The sequence below is a fragment of the uncultured Pseudokineococcus sp. genome (assembly GCF_947499845.1).
Taxonomy (GTDB): Bacteria; Actinomycetota; Actinomycetes; order Actinomycetales; family Quadrisphaeraceae; genus Pseudokineococcus.
The window spans coordinates 401,526-415,861 of sequence record NZ_CANMPM010000001.1 but is presented as its reverse complement, the minus strand read 5'-3'; the positions used below and the strand labels follow the sequence as shown (position 1 = coordinate 415,861).

16 protein-coding genes are annotated in these 14,336 nt (G+C 77.9%); 4 read left to right on the top strand and 12 right to left on the bottom strand.

The window, feature by feature from the left end:
- Positions 1-19: 19 nt before the first annotated feature.
- The 3 genes from Q0789_RS01965 to Q0789_RS01955 are packed head-to-tail and all read right to left on the bottom strand — an operon-like array spanning position 20 to position 1,988.
- Positions 20-544, bottom strand: a complete 525-nt coding sequence (locus Q0789_RS01965; protein WP_298801569.1) for an isoprenylcysteine carboxylmethyltransferase family protein — start codon at positions 542-544, stop codon at positions 20-22.
- Positions 541-1,794 (bottom strand): 3-oxoacyl-[acyl-carrier-protein] synthase III C-terminal domain-containing protein, encoded by a 1,254-nt coding sequence (locus Q0789_RS01960; protein ID WP_298801626.1) that lies wholly within the window; start codon positions 1,792-1,794, stop codon positions 541-543. Before Q0789_RS01960 ends, Q0789_RS01965 begins: the two co-directional genes overlap by 4 nt.
- Positions 1,791-1,988, bottom strand: a complete 198-nt coding sequence (locus Q0789_RS01955; protein WP_363325969.1) for an RNA-binding S4 domain-containing protein — start codon at positions 1,986-1,988, stop codon at positions 1,791-1,793. The genes Q0789_RS01960 and Q0789_RS01955 overlap by 4 nt, the downstream gene beginning before the upstream one ends.
- A gap of 174 nt (positions 1,989-2,162) precedes the next feature.
- On the opposite strand from Q0789_RS01955, the gene Q0789_RS01950 reads away from it, so the two are divergent.
- Entirely contained in the window at positions 2,163-3,224 is a 1,062-nt protein-coding gene (locus Q0789_RS01950) for an MsnO8 family LLM class oxidoreductase (protein ID WP_298801568.1), read from the top strand.
- A gap of 3 nt (positions 3,225-3,227) precedes the next feature.
- Here Q0789_RS01950 and Q0789_RS01945 read toward each other — a convergent pair whose 3' ends face one another.
- From Q0789_RS01945 to priA, 3 genes are all read right to left on the bottom strand, one after another.
- Positions 3,228-3,893 carry an SDR family oxidoreductase gene (locus Q0789_RS01945; RefSeq protein WP_298801566.1) on the bottom strand — a complete coding sequence of 222 codons (666 nt, stop codon included), beginning with the start codon at positions 3,891-3,893 and terminating at the stop codon, positions 3,228-3,230.
- A 63-nt stretch (positions 3,894-3,956) separates the two neighbouring features.
- On the bottom strand, positions 3,957-4,742 hold the full coding sequence (locus tag Q0789_RS01940; RefSeq protein WP_298801564.1) for an SseB family protein: 786 nt from the start codon (positions 4,740-4,742) through the stop codon (positions 3,957-3,959).
- Positions 4,739-5,512, bottom strand: a complete 774-nt coding sequence (priA, locus tag Q0789_RS01935) for a bifunctional 1-(5-phosphoribosyl)-5-((5-phosphoribosylamino)methylideneamino)imidazole-4-carboxamide isomerase/phosphoribosylanthranilate isomerase PriA (protein WP_298801562.1) — start codon at positions 5,510-5,512, stop codon at positions 4,739-4,741. Before priA ends, Q0789_RS01940 begins: the two co-directional genes overlap by 4 nt.
- A gap of 49 nt (positions 5,513-5,561) precedes the next feature.
- On the opposite strand from priA, the gene Q0789_RS01930 reads away from it, so the two are divergent.
- A complete protein-coding gene (locus Q0789_RS01930) occupies positions 5,562-6,002 on the top strand; it encodes a VOC family protein (protein ID WP_298801560.1) in 441 nt (146 codons plus the stop codon).
- Positions 6,003-6,042: 40 nt separating this feature from the next.
- Here the strand turns inward: Q0789_RS01930 and Q0789_RS01925 are convergent, their stop codons facing one another.
- Positions 6,043-6,219 carry a hypothetical protein gene (locus Q0789_RS01925; protein ID WP_298801558.1) on the bottom strand — a complete coding sequence of 59 codons (177 nt, stop codon included), beginning with the start codon at positions 6,217-6,219 and terminating at the stop codon, positions 6,043-6,045.
- Positions 6,216-6,869, bottom strand: coding sequence for an imidazole glycerol phosphate synthase subunit HisH (gene hisH, locus Q0789_RS01920; RefSeq protein WP_298801556.1), 654 nt, complete (start codon positions 6,867-6,869; stop codon positions 6,216-6,218). The genes Q0789_RS01925 and hisH overlap by 4 nt, the downstream gene beginning before the upstream one ends.
- Before the next feature lie 120 nt (positions 6,870-6,989).
- Here hisH and Q0789_RS01915 point away from each other — a divergent pair, with 120 nt between their 5' ends.
- A complete protein-coding gene (locus Q0789_RS01915; protein ID WP_298801554.1) occupies positions 6,990-9,416 on the top strand; it encodes an excinuclease ABC subunit UvrA in 2,427 nt (808 codons plus the stop codon).
- A 50-nt stretch (positions 9,417-9,466) separates the two neighbouring features.
- Here Q0789_RS01915 and Q0789_RS01910 read toward each other — a convergent pair whose 3' ends face one another.
- From Q0789_RS01910 to hisD, 4 genes are all read right to left on the bottom strand, one after another.
- Positions 9,467-10,120, bottom strand: a complete 654-nt coding sequence (locus Q0789_RS01910) for a hypothetical protein (RefSeq protein ID WP_298801552.1) — start codon at positions 10,118-10,120, stop codon at positions 9,467-9,469.
- A 110-nt stretch (positions 10,121-10,230) separates the two neighbouring features.
- Positions 10,231-10,890 (bottom strand): imidazoleglycerol-phosphate dehydratase HisB, encoded by a 660-nt coding sequence (gene hisB, locus Q0789_RS01905; protein WP_298801550.1) that lies wholly within the window; start codon positions 10,888-10,890, stop codon positions 10,231-10,233.
- Complete coding sequence (locus Q0789_RS01900; protein WP_298801548.1) at positions 10,887-12,131, bottom strand: histidinol-phosphate transaminase; 1,245 nt, start codon at positions 12,129-12,131, stop codon at positions 10,887-10,889. Before Q0789_RS01900 ends, hisB begins: the two co-directional genes overlap by 4 nt.
- Positions 12,128-13,456 (bottom strand): histidinol dehydrogenase, encoded by a 1,329-nt coding sequence (gene hisD, locus Q0789_RS01895; protein WP_298801546.1) that lies wholly within the window; start codon positions 13,454-13,456, stop codon positions 12,128-12,130. Before hisD ends, Q0789_RS01900 begins: the two co-directional genes overlap by 4 nt.
- A gap of 160 nt (positions 13,457-13,616) precedes the next feature.
- On the opposite strand from hisD, the gene Q0789_RS01890 reads away from it, so the two are divergent.
- Positions 13,617-14,273, top strand: a complete 657-nt coding sequence (locus Q0789_RS01890) for an LON peptidase substrate-binding domain-containing protein (protein ID WP_298801545.1) — start codon at positions 13,617-13,619, stop codon at positions 14,271-14,273.
- Positions 14,274-14,336 lie beyond the last annotated feature (63 nt).

Sequence of the window (14,336 nt, the reverse complement as noted above, 5' to 3'; positions counted from 1 at the left end):
CGGGCCCACTCACCGCGCCTCAGGAGGTGCGCAGGCGGGCCAGGGCCCGCTCCTCGGCCGGGATGCGCACGAGCAGCAGGAGCGCGGCGTCGAGCACCGTGAAGACGACGGCGGTGACCCACGCGGTGTGGACCAGCGGCAGGGCGACGCCCTCGACGGCGACGACGACGTAGTTGGGGTGGCTCAGCCAGCGGTAGGGGCCGCGGGTGACCCGGCGCAGGCCGGGCACGACGACGACCCGGGTGTTCCACTGCCGCCCCAGCGTGGCGATGACCCATGCGCGCGTCCCCTCGGTGAGGACGAGCAGCGCGAGCATCGTCCACCCGAGCGCCGGCACGAAGGGCCGGTCGGCCACGACGACCTCCACGAGGCAGGCCACGAGCAGGCCCGTGTGGAGGGCGACCATGACGGGGAAGTGGCCGCGCCCGGCCTCGAACCCGCCACGGCGCAGCGCCCACGCCAGGTTGCGGCGCGAGACGACGAGCTCGACCAGCCGCTCGACCGCGACGAGCAGGACGACGACGGCGTAGACCCCGACGCTCACGCCGCCACCGCGGCGCCGGCCCGGCCGTCGCCCGCCGCCGCGGCCTCGGGCCACCGGAGGAGGACCAGCTCGGCGCAGAAGCCGGGCCCCATGGCGAACATCAGCGCGTGGTCACCGTCGGCGGGCGGCTCGGCGAGCGTCGCGGCCAGGACGTGGAGCACCGAGACGGACGACATGTTGCCGTTGTCGGCGAGGTTCTCCCAGGAGCGGGCGAGGGCGTCGTCGGGCAGGTCGAGGACCTCGGTCACCGCGTCGAGCACCTTGGGCCCCCCCGGGTGGGCGACCCAGCGGGCGACGTCCCCCGTCGCGAGGTCGTGGGCGCCGAGGAAGCCGGTGACGTCGTCGGCCAGGTACTGCCGGACGACGTCGGTGACGCTCGTCGTGAGGACGATGCGGAACCCGCTGCCGCCGACGTCCCAGCCCATGACGCCCGCGGTGTCGGGGTAGAAGCGGCTGCGGGCGCCCACGACCTCGGGGCCGGGCAGCCCCAGCTCGGCGGCCCGCCGGTCGCCGAGGAGGACGACGGCCGCGGCGCCGTCGCCGAAGAGCCCGGAGGCCACGAGGTTGGCGGTGGACGTGTCGTCGCGCTGCACCGTGAGCGAGCAGAGCTCGACGCCGAGGAGCACGGCGACGGCGTCCGGGTCGCCGCGGAGGTGGTCGTGCACGCGGGCGACGCCCGCCGCGCCGGCCACGCAGCCGAGGCCGAAGAGCGGCATGCGCTTGACGTCCGGCCGGAGCCCCAGCGGCTCGACGAGGCGGGCGTCCAGCGACGGCGCCGCGACGCCCGTGGTGCTGGCCAGGACGAGGACGTCGACGTCCTGGGGCGTGAGGCCGACGCGCTCGAGGGCCTGCCGCACGGCGCGCTCCCCCAGCTCGAGCCCGACCCGCACGTAGGCGTCGTTGGCGGAGCGGAAGCCGTCGAGCTGCGGGTACTCCTCGAGCGGCAGGGCGAGGTGCCGCTGGCGGACCCCGGTGTTGCCGTGCAGGCGGTGCAGCAGGGCGCGACGGGGGCCGTCGAGCTCGCCGCCCGAGGCGATGACCTGGCTGAAGGCGTCGGTGATGTCCGCCTGGGCCGACGTGCGCGGCGGCACGGCGGTGCCGACGGAGACGATGCGGGTCATGGGGCTCCTTCGTGGCGCGCGCCGCCGCTGGGCTGCGCGGCGCCACCCATCCTGCGCCGCGCCCCGCCGGGTCGCGACGGCGGGCGCTCCACGGCCCCCGTGGCGGGGCGGCCCCGGGCCGACGCTCAGCCCACGCGGACGGCGCCGGCCCCGTCGACGGCGACGACGTCCCCGGGGGCCAGCTGGCGACCCCGGCGCACCTCGACCTCGCCGTTGACGCGCACGACGCCCGCCGCGAGCGCCTCCTTGGCGTCGGCGCCCGTGTCGACGAGGGAGGCGAGCTTGAGGAGCTGGCCCAGCCGGATCCCGCCCTCGACCGGCACGACCGCCGGCTCGGGGCCCGCCGGGTCGCCGTCTGCGGGGCCGGCGTCGGGCGTGCTGGCGTCGGGCGTGCTGGCGTCGGCGTCGTCCACGGCCGCCATCCTGCCGCCCCCGACGGCGGCGTCCGCCCGCGCGTCGCGGCGGAAGGGACACCGGGGCGGTGGCGTTCCGCGGAGGTGCTCGACGTCCCGCTGTCCCTGCTCGACCGCGCCCGCACGCGCACCGGCGAGCCCGACGCCCTCGCCCTGACGGGGGTCGTCGAGCGGTCGCGGCGCGCCGAGGCGCTCGGGCTCCGCCGCTTCTGGGTGGCCGAGCACCACGCCGTCCCGGGCGTCGCGGGCTCGGCGCCGGCGGTGCTCGCCGGCGCGGTGCTGGCGGCGACGGCGCACCTGCGGGTGGGCTCGGGCGGCGTCATGCTGCCCAACCACGCGCCCCTCGTCGTCGCGGAGCAGTTCGCGACGCTGGCGGCCCTGCACCCCGGGCGGGTGGACCTCGGCGTGGGGCGCTCCCCCGGCTTCACCGCCCCGGTGCGACGCGCGTTGCGGCGCGAGGGCGTCGCGGCGGACGACGACGCCTTCGCGCGGGACCTCGAGGAGCTGCGGGCCCACCTGGACGGCGGCGCGGAGGTCACCGCGCGTCCGCAGGGCGCCGACGTGCCGCTGCTCGTCCTCGCCACCGGCGCCGGCCTCGGCGTGGCGGCGCGGCTCGGGCTGCCCGTCGTCGTCGGCGGGCCGCTGCTGGCGCCGCTCCTCGACCCCGAGCGGGACGGGGACGGGGCGGCCGCGGCGCTGGAGGCCCTCGCCGGCTACCGCAGGGACTTCGTCCCCACCGCGCGCGAGCCACGACCCCGCGTGGTCGTGGCGCTGGACGTCCTCGTCGCCGACGACGCGCGCGCGGCGGCCGACCTGGCGCTCCCCGAGGCGTGGGCCATGGCCGAGGCCCGCACCCGGGGCGCCTTCCCGCCGCTGGAGCCGGTGGAGGCCCTGCGGCAGCGGCGCCCCACCGGCTCCGAGCGCCGGCACCTGGAGACCGCCGGGCGCACCACGGTCGCCGGCGCGCCCGACGAGGTGGAGCGGGTGCTGGCGCGCCTCGTCGACGCCACGGGGGCCGAGGAGGTCATGGCGACGTCGAGCACCACCGACCGCGCGGCGCTGGACGCCTCGGACGCGATGCTGGCCTCCCTCAGCGCGCCGGCGGTGGCGGCGGCCCGGGAGCGGGCCGCCGCCGGCCGGACCTGACGGTCAGTCGGCGCTGATCTGCAGCCGGAAGCGGTCGCGGCCCGTGTGGAGGTCCCACAGGTGGTCGGCGAGCACGCCCGGGTCCTTCTCGGGGTCGCCCTCGACGATCTGGCCGCCGATGACGAGCTGGGCGACGTGGATCCCCTCGTCGCGCAGCTCGTCGTGGAGGAGCTGGAGGTAGGCGGCCTGGCCGGCGAAGGCGACGCTCGTGCCGGTGACGGCGCGGCCGGGCGTGACGGCCGAGCCGCCGTTGACGAAGAGCAGGGTCCCCCTGCCCTCGCCGAGGAACCGCATGCCGGGCAGCACCTGGTGGACGGCGGCGACCGGGCCGTAGATCGAGAACTCGACCGGGCCGCGCAGGTCCTCGGCCGTCGTCTCGAGGACGGGCCGCATGAAGTCCTTCTGCGGCAGCGGGCTGTACTGCAGCACCTCGATCGGACCCAGCTCGGCGGTGGCCCGCTCGAGAGCCGCTGCGAGGGAGGCCGGGTCGCGGACGTCGGCGGCGAAGCCGCGGGCGTGCACGCCCTCCGCGCCGAGCTCGTCGGCGAGGGCGTCGACGCGGGACTGGTTGCGCGACAGGAGGGCCACGGAGAAGCCCTCGGAGCCGAAGCGGCGGGCGACGGCGCGGCCCAGGCCGCGGCCGGCGCCGATGACGGCGATGGTGGTCATGGGCCCTGCCAACCGGTGTCCCCCGGCGGCTGTTCCGCCCGCCCGGCCAGGGGACGCGGCGGGTCAGGACGCCGTGGTGAGCCGCACCTCGAGGGAGTCGACGGCCTCGGCGACGAGCGGCGAGGCGGCCAGGCGGGTCTGCACGCGCTCCAGCAGGGCGTCGAGGGCGGGGCGGTCGAGGCCCGGCGCCAGCGCGAGGACCACCGCCGCCTCCGCGCGCCGACCGCGCTCGACGACGGCGGAGGTCACCGCCGGCTCGACCTCCGCGGCGGCCCGGACGACCGCGGCGACGTCCTCGCGCTCCCACGACGGCCGCCACGCCCGCTGCTGGGCCAGCGCCTCGAGCGCGGGGCGCGGCACGACGAAGGGCCGCTCCGCCGCCGGGTCGACGACGAGCAGCGCGCAGCCCTCGTCAGCGGCGGACAGCGCGGCGCGCTCGACCTCGCTGGGCACGGGCCGAGCCGCGGCGTCCCAGGCGCTGAGCGCCGCCGTGGAGGTGAAGACGGGCATCGCCCGGCGCCCGTCCGGGGCCTGCAGGGTGACGACGGCCATGTCGGCGCCGGTGTCGGAGGTGACGCCGGTGAGGGGCGAGGCCTCCTCCCCCGCCGCGACGGCCACCACCGGCACGAAGACGCGCGTGCCCGCGAGCGCCGCCACGACCGCCGCGGGACCCGTGGCGTCGCGGTCCGCGAGGGCGGCGACCACGCCCTCGTCGGCCGCGCCGTCGTCGCCCGCGAAGGGGCTGGGGGTGAGGGTGCGACCGGCCCACGGGACGCCGCCGGAGTCGGCGCCCGCCCCGCGCGCTCCGTGGGCGTGTCCGTGGGGCGGGCCGGGGGCGGGCGTCGTCACGGCCGCCCGGCGACGTCGAGCGCCTCGCCGAGCGTGAACGCCTGCGCGTAGAGCGCCTTGCCGACGATGGCGCCCTCGACGCCGCTGGGCACGAGGGCGCGCAGGACGCGCAGGTCCTCGAGGCTCGAGACGCCGCCCGAGGCGACGACGGGTCGGTCGGTGGCGGCGCAGACCTGCTCCAGCAGAGCGGCGTTGGGCCCGCGCAGGGTGCCGTCCTTGGTGACGTCGGTGACGACGTAGCGGGCGCACCCGTCGGCGTCGAGCCGGGCGAGCACCTCCCAGAGGTCGCCGCCCTCCTGCGTCCAGCCCCGCGCGGCGAGGGTCGTCCCGCGGACGTCGAGGCCCACGGCGACGCGGTCGCCGTGCTCGGCGATGGCGCGGCGGGTCCACTCCGGGTCCTCGAGCGCGGCCGTGCCGAGGTTGACGCGACGGCAGCCGGTGGCGAGCGCCCGCTCCAGGGAGGCGTCGTCGCGGATGCCGCCCGACAGCTCGACGGCGACGTCGAGGCGACCGACGACGTCGGCGAGCAGCTCCGCGTTCGAGCCGCGGCCGAAGGCGGCGTCGAGGTCGACGAGGTGGATCCACTCGGCCCCGCCCTCCTGCCACGCGAGCGCCGCCTCGAGCGGGTCGCCGTAGCCGGTCTCGGAGCCGGCCTCGCCCTGGACGAGACGGACGGCCTGGCCGTCGGCGACGTCGACGGCGGGCAGCAGCTGCAGGCGCTCGGCGCCGTCGGGGGTCGGGTCGCTCGGCTTCTCGTCGCGGGAGGTCACCCGCTCATCCTGGCAGCCGCAGATCGGGCCCCGGCCCTAGCATCGCGCTGTGGCGGGGCCGGCGTGGACGCTCACCGTCGACTGCGCCGAGCCCGGGGTCATGGCGACCTTCTGGAAGGCGGCGCTCGGCTACGTCGACGCGCCGCCGCCCGACGGCTTCGCGAGCTGGCCGGCGTGGCTGACGGCGATGGGCGTCCCCCGTGCGGAGTGGGACGACGGCGCCGCGATCGTCGACCCGTCTGGTGACCGGCCGGCCGTGTCGCTGCTCCGGGTCCCGGAGGCGAAGCTGCAGAAGAACCGCTGGCACGTCGACCTGCCCGTCAGCGGAGGCCGCGCGCGCAGCGCCGAGGACCGCGAGCGGCTGGTCCGGGCGGAGGTCGTGCGGCTGAGCGCCCTCGGCGCGCGGGTCCTCGCGGAGCACCGGACGGCCCAGGGCCTCGACCACGTCGTCATGGCGGACCCGGAGGGCAACGAGTTCTGCGTCGTCTGACCCGCTCGGGCGCCCTGCCGCGAGGAGGCCCTGGCGCCCGTCAGCGGTCGAGCGCGTACGGCACGAGGTACAGCCCCGCCGCGACGAGGGCGAGCACGGCGAGCACCCCGGCGACCAGGGCGCCGCGGCGCAGGCCCTGACGCCCGAGCGACAGGGCCCCGCCGAGCAGGAAGGCGGCGAGGACGGCGAGGACCAGCCCGAGGACGAGCTGGCTCACCGCGCTCCCCCGTCGCCCAGCGCGGCGACCCAGCGCCGCAGCAGGCGCTGGCCGGCGTCGCCGGACTTCTCCGGGTGGAACTGCGTGGCCGACAGGGGCCCGTCCTCGACGGCGGCGACGAAGCGGGTGCCGTGCTCGGACCAGGTGACCCCCGCCGTGGACGGCCCGCGCCACTCCTGCACGGCGAAGGAGTGCACGAAGTAGTACCGCTCCTCGGGGTCGGGGTCCTCGCCGAAGAGCACGGACCCGGCCGGCGCCTCGACGGTGTTCCAGCCCATGTGCGGGACGACGGCGGCGGGCAGCCGGGCGACGTCGCCGGGCCAGAGCCCCAGCCCCTCGGCGGCGGAGGCGGGGTCGTCGGCGTGCTCCAGCCCTCGGCCGAAGAGCACCTGGAGGCCGACGCAGATCCCCAGCACGGGCCGACCGGCCGCCAGCCGCTCGGCCACGACCTCGTGGCCGCCGACGGCGCGCAGGTCCCGGGCCACGGACGCGAAGGCGCCGACGCCGGGGACGACGAGGCCGTCGGCGGCGACGGCGGCCGCACGGTCCCCCGTCAGGACGACGTCGGCGCCCGTCGCCTCGAGGGCGCGGACGGCGGAGCGGACGTTGCCCGAGCCGTGGTCGAGCACGACGACGCGCGGGGAGGTCACCGCACCAGCGTAGGTGCGGACGGCGTCCGGCCTCGCGCGCCCTTCCCGCCGTCGGAGGTGTGCGGTAGGAAGCCGACGGGCCGCCGCCGGGGCGGTCCGCACCCCTCGGAGGACCCCGCCATGGCCGTCGCCCCTGCTGGGCCCACCGCCGGGCCGACCGACGGGCCGGCCGCCGCCGGCCCCGTGCACCCCGCCGACGGCCACGACCTCATCCGCGTGCACGGCGCCCGTGAGAACACCCTGCGCGACGTCTCGGTCGAGCTGCCCAAGCGCCGGATCACCGTCGTCACGGGCGTCTCGGGGTCGGGCAAGAGCTCGCTCGTGTTCGGCACCATCGCCGCGGAGTCGCAGCGCCTCGTCGACGAGACCTACAGCGCCTTCCTCCAGGGCCTCATGCCCGGCCGGGCGCGCCCCGACGTCGACGTCCTCGACGGCCTGACGACGGCGATCGTCGTCGACCAGGAGCGGATGGGCGCGAACGCCCGCTCGACCGTCGGCACGGCCACCGACGCGAACGCGATGCTGCGCATCCTCTTCAGCCGGCTCGCCGAGCCGCACCTCGGCGGGCCGCAGGCCTACTCGTTCAACGTGGCGTCGGCGAGCGGCAGCGGAGCCGTGAGGGTCGGCGACGCGAAGGCGGTGCGCCGGAGCTTCACCGTGACGGGCGGCATGTGCCCGCGGTGCGAGGGCCTCGGCCGCGTCGACGACATCGACCTGACGGCCCTCTACGACGCCTCCCTGTCGCTGGACGAGGGCGCCATCACCGTGCCCGGCTACAGCACGGAGGGCTGGTACGCGCGCATCTTCCGGGGCTCGGGCTTCGTCGACCCGACCAAGCCCGTCGGCGAGTTCACCGACGCCGAGCTGCACGACCTGCTCCACAAGGAGCCGACGAAGGTCGTCGTCGACGGCGTCAACCTCACCTACGAGGGGCTCGTCCCCAAGATCCGCAGGTCCTTCCTGTCCAAGGACGTCGAGTCTCTGCAGCCGCACGTGCGCGCCTTCGTCGAGCGCGCCGCCACCTTCGCGCCCTGCCCCGCGTGCCACGGCACCCGGCTCTCCGAGGGCGCGCGCTCCTCGCGGGTGGCGGGCCGCTCCATCGCGGACGTCTGCGCGCTGCAGGTCACCGACGTCGCCGCCTGGCTCCGCGGGCTCGACGAGCCGTCCGTCGCCCCGCTGCTGGCGGCGCTGCAGGGGCTGCTCGACTCCTTCGTCGAGGTGGGGCTGGGCTACCTCACCCTCGACCGGGCCACCGGCACGCTGTCGGGCGGGGAGTCCCAGCGCACGAAGATGGTGCGCCACCTGGGCTCCTCGCTCACCGACGTCACCTACGTCTTCGACGAGCCGAGCAGCGGCCTGCACCCGCACGACGTGCAGCGGCTCACGGCGCTGCTGCGGCGCCTGCGCGACAAGGGCAACACCGTGCTCGTCGTCGAGCACAAGCCCGAGGTCGTCGCCGTGGCCGACCACGTCGTCGACCTCGGACCCGGCGCCGGCTCGGCCGGCGGCACCGTCTGCTTCGAGGGCACCGTCGACGAGCTGCGGGCGAGCGACACGCTCACGGGCCGCCACCTCGCGGACCGGACGCCGCTCAAGGAGCGCGTGCGCACGCCGACGGGCGTGCTCGAGGTGCGCGGGGCCACGCGGCACAACCTGCGCGACGTCGACGTCGACCTCCCGCTGGGCGTCCTCCTCGTCGTCACGGGCGTCGCCGGGTCGGGCAAGAGCTCGCTCGTCCACGGCTCGCTGCCCCGGGAGGTCGACGGGCGGCCCGTGGTGCGGGTCGACCAGACGCCCATCAAGGGCTCCCGGCGGAGCAACCCGGCGACGTGGACCGGGCTGCTCGAGCCGGTCCGCAAGGCCTTCGCGAGGGCGAACGGCGTGAAGCCGGCCCTCTTCAGCGCCAACTCGGCCGGGGCGTGCCCCGTGTGCGCCGGCGCGGGCGCCGTCTACGTCGACCTCGCCGTCGGCGGCGGGGTGTCGACGACGTGCGAGGCGTGCGAGGGCCGCCGCTTCGACGCCTCGGTGCTCGACCACCGCCTCGGGGGGAAGGACATCAGTGAGGTGCTCGAGATGCCGGTCGCCGAGGCCGTGACCTTCTTCGGCCCCGCCTCCGAGCACCGGGAGACCCGCGTGCCGGCCGCCCACGCCGTCCTCGCCCGCCTCGACGCCGTCGGGCTGGGCTACCTGCGGCTGGGGCAGCCGCTGACGACCCTGTCCGGCGGCGAGCGCCAGCGGCTGCGCCTCGCGACGGCGATGGCGTCCCCCGGCGGGGTCCTCGTCCTCGACGAGCCCACGACCGGCCTGCACCCCGCGGACGTCGAGCACCTCCTCGGCCTGCTGGACCGGCTCGTCGACGAGGGGACGTCGGTCGTCGTCGTCGAGCACCACCAGGCCGTCGTCGCGCACGCCGACCGCGTCGTCGACATGGGGCCCGGAGCGGGGCGCGACGGCGGCCGCGTCGTCTTCGAGGGCACGCCCGCCGAGCTCGTCGCCGACGGCTCCACGCTCACCGGGCAGCACCTCGCGGCCTACCTCGGCGGCTGACCCGGGCCGGGCCGGGCGTCGGGGCCGGGCGTCGGGGTCATTCGTCGGCGTCAGGCGTCGGCGTCGGACGAGCCCGCGCGGTCCTCCCGGGCGGCGGCGCGACGGCGCAGAGCGGCGGTCGCGCCGAGCACGACGCCGAGGAGGGCGACGGCTGCCACGAGCACGGACCCGCGCCCGGCGAGCAGCTGGGCCACCTCGAGGAGGAGGACGAGCAGGCCCGCGACGGCGAGCACCGCGGGCAGGACCGGCGAGGGCGGGCGCGGCGCCCCCGGACCGCCCTGCGCGCCGCCGGTGCGGCCGGCCGCAGCCCGGGCGGCGGCCACGCGCCCCAGCCCGGCGCTGCTCGTCGCCCCCGGCAGGTCGGCGACCTCCACGGCGCCGTGGACCACGCGCTCGGCGGCGTCGGGCAGCCCCGCCAGCACGAGGCCCGGCGAGCGGACGGCGTCCGCGCCTTCCTCCCGCCGGCCGCGGCGCCACTGCTCCGCCCGGACCGACCCGCCCGTCGCCGCGGTGACGTCCGAGCGCAGGACGACGACGGGCACCGGCCCGAGCGCGCGCGAGGCGCCGCGCACGACGGCGTCCGGATCACCGTCGCTCGGCGGCGCGACGAGGCACCCGCGCCCGTCGAGGGGCGCGACGACGGCGACCACCCGCGCGAGCGCGAGCGCACCGGCGAGGCGGCCGGCGTCGGCGACGGGCGCCACGACGACGACGCGCTCCGCCGGGCCCCCGACCGGCTCGTCCTCGACCCCGTCGCCCTGCCCGTCGAGGGGCCCGTCGGCGGGCCCGTCGAGGGGCTCGTCGGGCCCGCCGGTCAGAGCGCGCCCTTGGTGCTCGGGACGCCCGTGACCCGCGGGTCGTGCGCGAGGGCCGTCCGCAGCGCCCGGGCGACCGCCTTGAACTGCGTCTCGACGACGTGGTGCGCGTCGCGCCCCGCGAGGACCCGCACGTGCAGGCCGATGTGGGCGTGGAAGGCGAAGGACTCCAGGACGTGCCGGGTCAGCGAGCCGAGGTAGGGGGTGTTCCCCGGTCCACCGCCGATGAGCACGTGCTCCTGGCCGGCCGGCTCGCCGGAGTGCACGCAGTAGGGGCGCCCGGAGACGTCGACGACGGCCTGGACGAGCGCCTCGTCGAGCGGCACCGTCGCGTCGCCGAAGCGCACGAGGCCGCGCTTGTCGCCCATGGCCTGCCGGAAGGCCTGACCGAGGCAGATGGCGACGTCCTCGACGGTGTGGTGGGCGTCGATGTGCAGGTCGCCCTCGGCCTCGACGACGAGGTCGACGAGGCTGTGGCGCGCGAGCGCCGTGAGCATGTGGTCGTAGAAGCCCACGCCCGTGCTGATGCGCGACTCGCCCGTGCCGTCGAGGTCGACCTCGACGACGACGGAGGACTCGCTCGTGCGGCGCTCGACGCGCGCGCGGCGGGCCGGGCCCTCCAGGGGGGCCGGGCTCTGGACGGGGGCGGTCTCGCTCATCGGGTGCCCTCCGGGGCGTCGGGGCCGGACGCGCGGGCGCCGGCGGGGGTGGCGAGGACCTCGACGAGCGCGCCCTCGAAGGCGGCGGTCTCCTCCGGCGTCCCCACCGAGACGCGCAGCCACCCCTCGGGGCCCGTCTCCCGGACGAGCACCCCGCGGTCGAGCAGGCCCTGCCAGGTGGCGTGGCGGTCGGCGAGGCGGCCGAAGAGGACGAAGTTGGCGTCGCTGTCGGCCACCGCGAGCCCGAGGCCGCGCAGCCACGCGACGAGGGCGTCGCGCTCGGCGCGCAGCGCGTCGACGCCGCGGAGCAGCTCGGCGGAGTGCCGCAGGGCGACGCGGGCGACGGCCTGGGTGACGCCGGACAGGTGGTACGGCAGGCGGACGACGCGCAGCGCGTCGACGACGGCCCGCGACGACGCGAGGTAGCCCACGCGCGCGCCGGCGAGGCTGAAGGCCTTGCTCATCGTCCGGCTGACGGCCAGGCGCGGGTAGCGCTCGAGGAGCTCCAGGGCGCTCGGGACGCCCTCGCGGCGGAACTCGGCGTACGCCTCGTCGACGACGACCACGCCCGGCGCGGCGTCGCACACGGCCTCGACGACCTCGCGCGGCAGCGCGGTGCCCGTCGGGTTGTTCGGCGAGGCGAGCAGGACGACGGACGGCTGCTCCTGCTCGACGAGCGCCACCGCCGCCGCCGGGTCGACGGTGAAGTCGTCGCGCCGCCGGCCCACGACCCAGCGGGTGCCCGTGTCGCGGGCGTACTCCGGGTACATCGAGTAGGTCGGCGCGAAGGAGACCGCCGTGCGGCCCTCACCGCCGAAGGCCTGCAGCACCTGGAGCATGACCTCGTTGGAGCCGTTGGCGGCCCACAGCTGCTCGGCCGGCAGGCGGACCCCCGACTCGAGGGCCAGGAAGTCCGCGAGGTCGGCCCGCAGGTCGAGGAACTCGCGGTCGGGGTAGCGGTTGAGCCCGCGCGCGGCCGCGGCGACGGCCTCCCCCATCTCCCGGGCGACGAGCTCCGACGGCGGGACGGGGTTCTCGTTGACGTTGAGCAGCACCGGCACGTCGAGCTGCGGGGCGCCGTAGGGCTCGACGCCGCGCAGGACGTCGCGCAGCGGCAGGTCGGCGAGCGCGGCCGCACGCGCCGCGGCGCCCTCCCCCGCGCCCGCCGCCGCCCGCGCCGTCCCGACGCCGGCGACGGGGTCGGTCGTCGTCGTGCCGGCGGGGCCGGCGTCGCCGCTCACGCTCCGCTCCCGCGCAGGCGCGCCGTGACGGCCTGGCCGTGCGCGGGCAGGTCCTCGGCCTCGGCGAGCGCGACGACGTGCGGGGCGACGTCGGCGAGCGCCTGCGCCGAGTAGTCGACGACGTGGATGCCGCGCAGGAAGGTCTGCACCGACAGACCGCCGGAGAAGCAGGCGCAGCCGCCGGTCGGCAGGACGTGGTTGGAGCCCGCGCAGTAGTCGCCGAGGGAGACGGGGGCGTGCGGCCCCACGAAGATCGCGCCCGCGTTGCGCACCCGCGCCGCGAGCCCGGCGGCGTCGGCCGTCTGCACCTCGAGGTGCTCGGCGCCGTAGCCGTCGGCGACGGCGAGCAGCCCGGCCTCGTCGTCCACGAGCACGACGGCGGACTGGGGGCCGGCGAGCGCCGTCCGCACCCGCTCCGCGTGCTTGGTCGCGGGCACCTGGGTCTCGAGCTCGGCCTCGACGCCCGCGGCGAGGTCCTCCGACGTCGTGACGAGGACCGCGGCGGCCACCGCGTCGTGCTCGGCCTGGCTCACGAGGTCCGCGGCGACGAGCACGGGGTCGGCGGAGCCGTCGGCGAGGACCATCACCTCGGTGGGGCCGGCCTCGGCGTCGACGCCCACGACGCCGCGCAGGAGGCGCTTGGCGGCGGCGACGTAGCGGTTGCCCGGGCCCGTGACGATGTCGACGGGCGCGCACAGGCGCGAGCCGTCGTCCTCGCGGGCGCCGAGGGCGAGCATCGCGACGGCCTGGGCCCCGCCGACGGCGTAGACCTCGTCCACGCCGAGCAGCGCGCACGCCGCCAGGACCGTCGGGTGGGGCAGGCCGCCGTGGTCGCGCTGGGGAGGGCTCGCCACGGCGAGCGAGTCGACCCCGGCCTCCTGCGCCGGCACGACGTTCATGACGACGCTGCTGGGGTACACGGCCACGCCGCCGGGCACGTACAGGCCCACGCGCCCCACCGGCACCCACCGCTCGGTGACCGTGCCGCCGGGCACGACCTGCGTCGTCGTGTCGGTCCGCCGCTGGTCGGCGTGGACGAGCCGCGCGCGGCGCACCGACTCCTCGAGCGCGGCGCGCACGGCCGGGTCCAGGGCCGCGAGGGCCTCGGCGAGGGCGTCGGCCGGCACCCGCAGGTGCGGCGGGCGGACGCCGTCCAAGCGCTCGCCGAGGTCGCGCAGCGCCGCGGCGCCACGGGCGCGCACGTCCTCCACGATCGGGCGGACGACCTCGAGGGCCGACTCCACGTCCTGCTCGGCGCGGGGCAGGGTGCCGCGCAGCTCGCGCGCGTCGAGCGCGCGACCGCGCAGGTCCAGACGACGGATCACCGGTCGATGGTAGGGGCCCGGTGGCTCGCGGCCCCGCTCCCCTCCGGCCCGGCCCGACCCGACCCGCGCCCCCGACCCGCCCCGGCGCGTCGTCCCGCCTGCGCCCCGCTCGCGTGCGGCCCGCCCCGCTCGGCCGGCGGCGTCGCCGTACGCTCGGGCGGTGCAGCCCCTCCCGCTGTTCCCCCTCCCGTCGGTGCTGGTGCCCGGCCTGGTGCTGCCGCTCAACGTCTTCGAGCCGCGCTACCGCGCCCTCGCCCGCCACCTGCTCGACACGCCGCCCGAGCGCCGGGTCTTCGGCGTCGTCGCCCTGCGCCCAGGCCGGGACGTGCGCCAGGGCGCGGACGCCGTCCACGAGGTCGGCTGCACCGCGGTGGTCCGCGACATCACCGAGCTCGACGACGGCCGCTTCGAGATGGTCACCAGCGGCGCCCTGCGCTTCCGCCTCCACGGCCTCGACGACACGGCCGGCACCCCCTGGGCCACGGGCCTCGTGACCCCGCTCGAGGACCCCGAGGGCGACCCCGACGAGGCGGCCGCGCTGGGCGCGCGCGTCGCCGCCGCCTTCACCGCCTACCGGGCGCGCCTCGGCGGCGCCGAGGACGCGGTCGGGGTCACGTCGCCGCGCGTCCTGTCCCACCTCGTCACCGCCGGGATGGTCCTGCCGCTGCCCGAGCGCCAGGCCCTGCTCGAGCAGCCGGACGCCGTCGCCCGGCTGCGCTCCCAGCTGCGCCTGCTCGCCCGGGAGGAGGCGCTGCTCGACGCGACGGGCGCGCTGCCCCAGACCGGCCCCGACCTGTCCTTCGCCACGCCCAACTGACCCAGCCCCGCACCGCGCCCCGGCCCCGCACGGCGCCGGGCGCGCCACCCGCAGGACGGAGGA

What these genes read in the sequence shown, in the direction of transcription:
- Q0789_RS01945 (WP_298801566.1), bottom strand. Translation starts at nt 3,893, where the DNA reads ATGACCACCATCGCCGTCATCGGCGCCGGCCGCGGCCTGGGCCGCGCC.
- Q0789_RS01915 (WP_298801554.1), top strand. Translation starts at nt 6,990, where the DNA reads ATGGCCGTCGCCCCTGCTGGGCCCACCGCCGGGCCGACCGACGGGCCG.
- hisB (WP_298801550.1), bottom strand. Translation starts at nt 10,890, where the DNA reads ATGAGCGAGACCGCCCCCGTCCAGAGCCCGGCCCCCCTGGAGGGCCCG.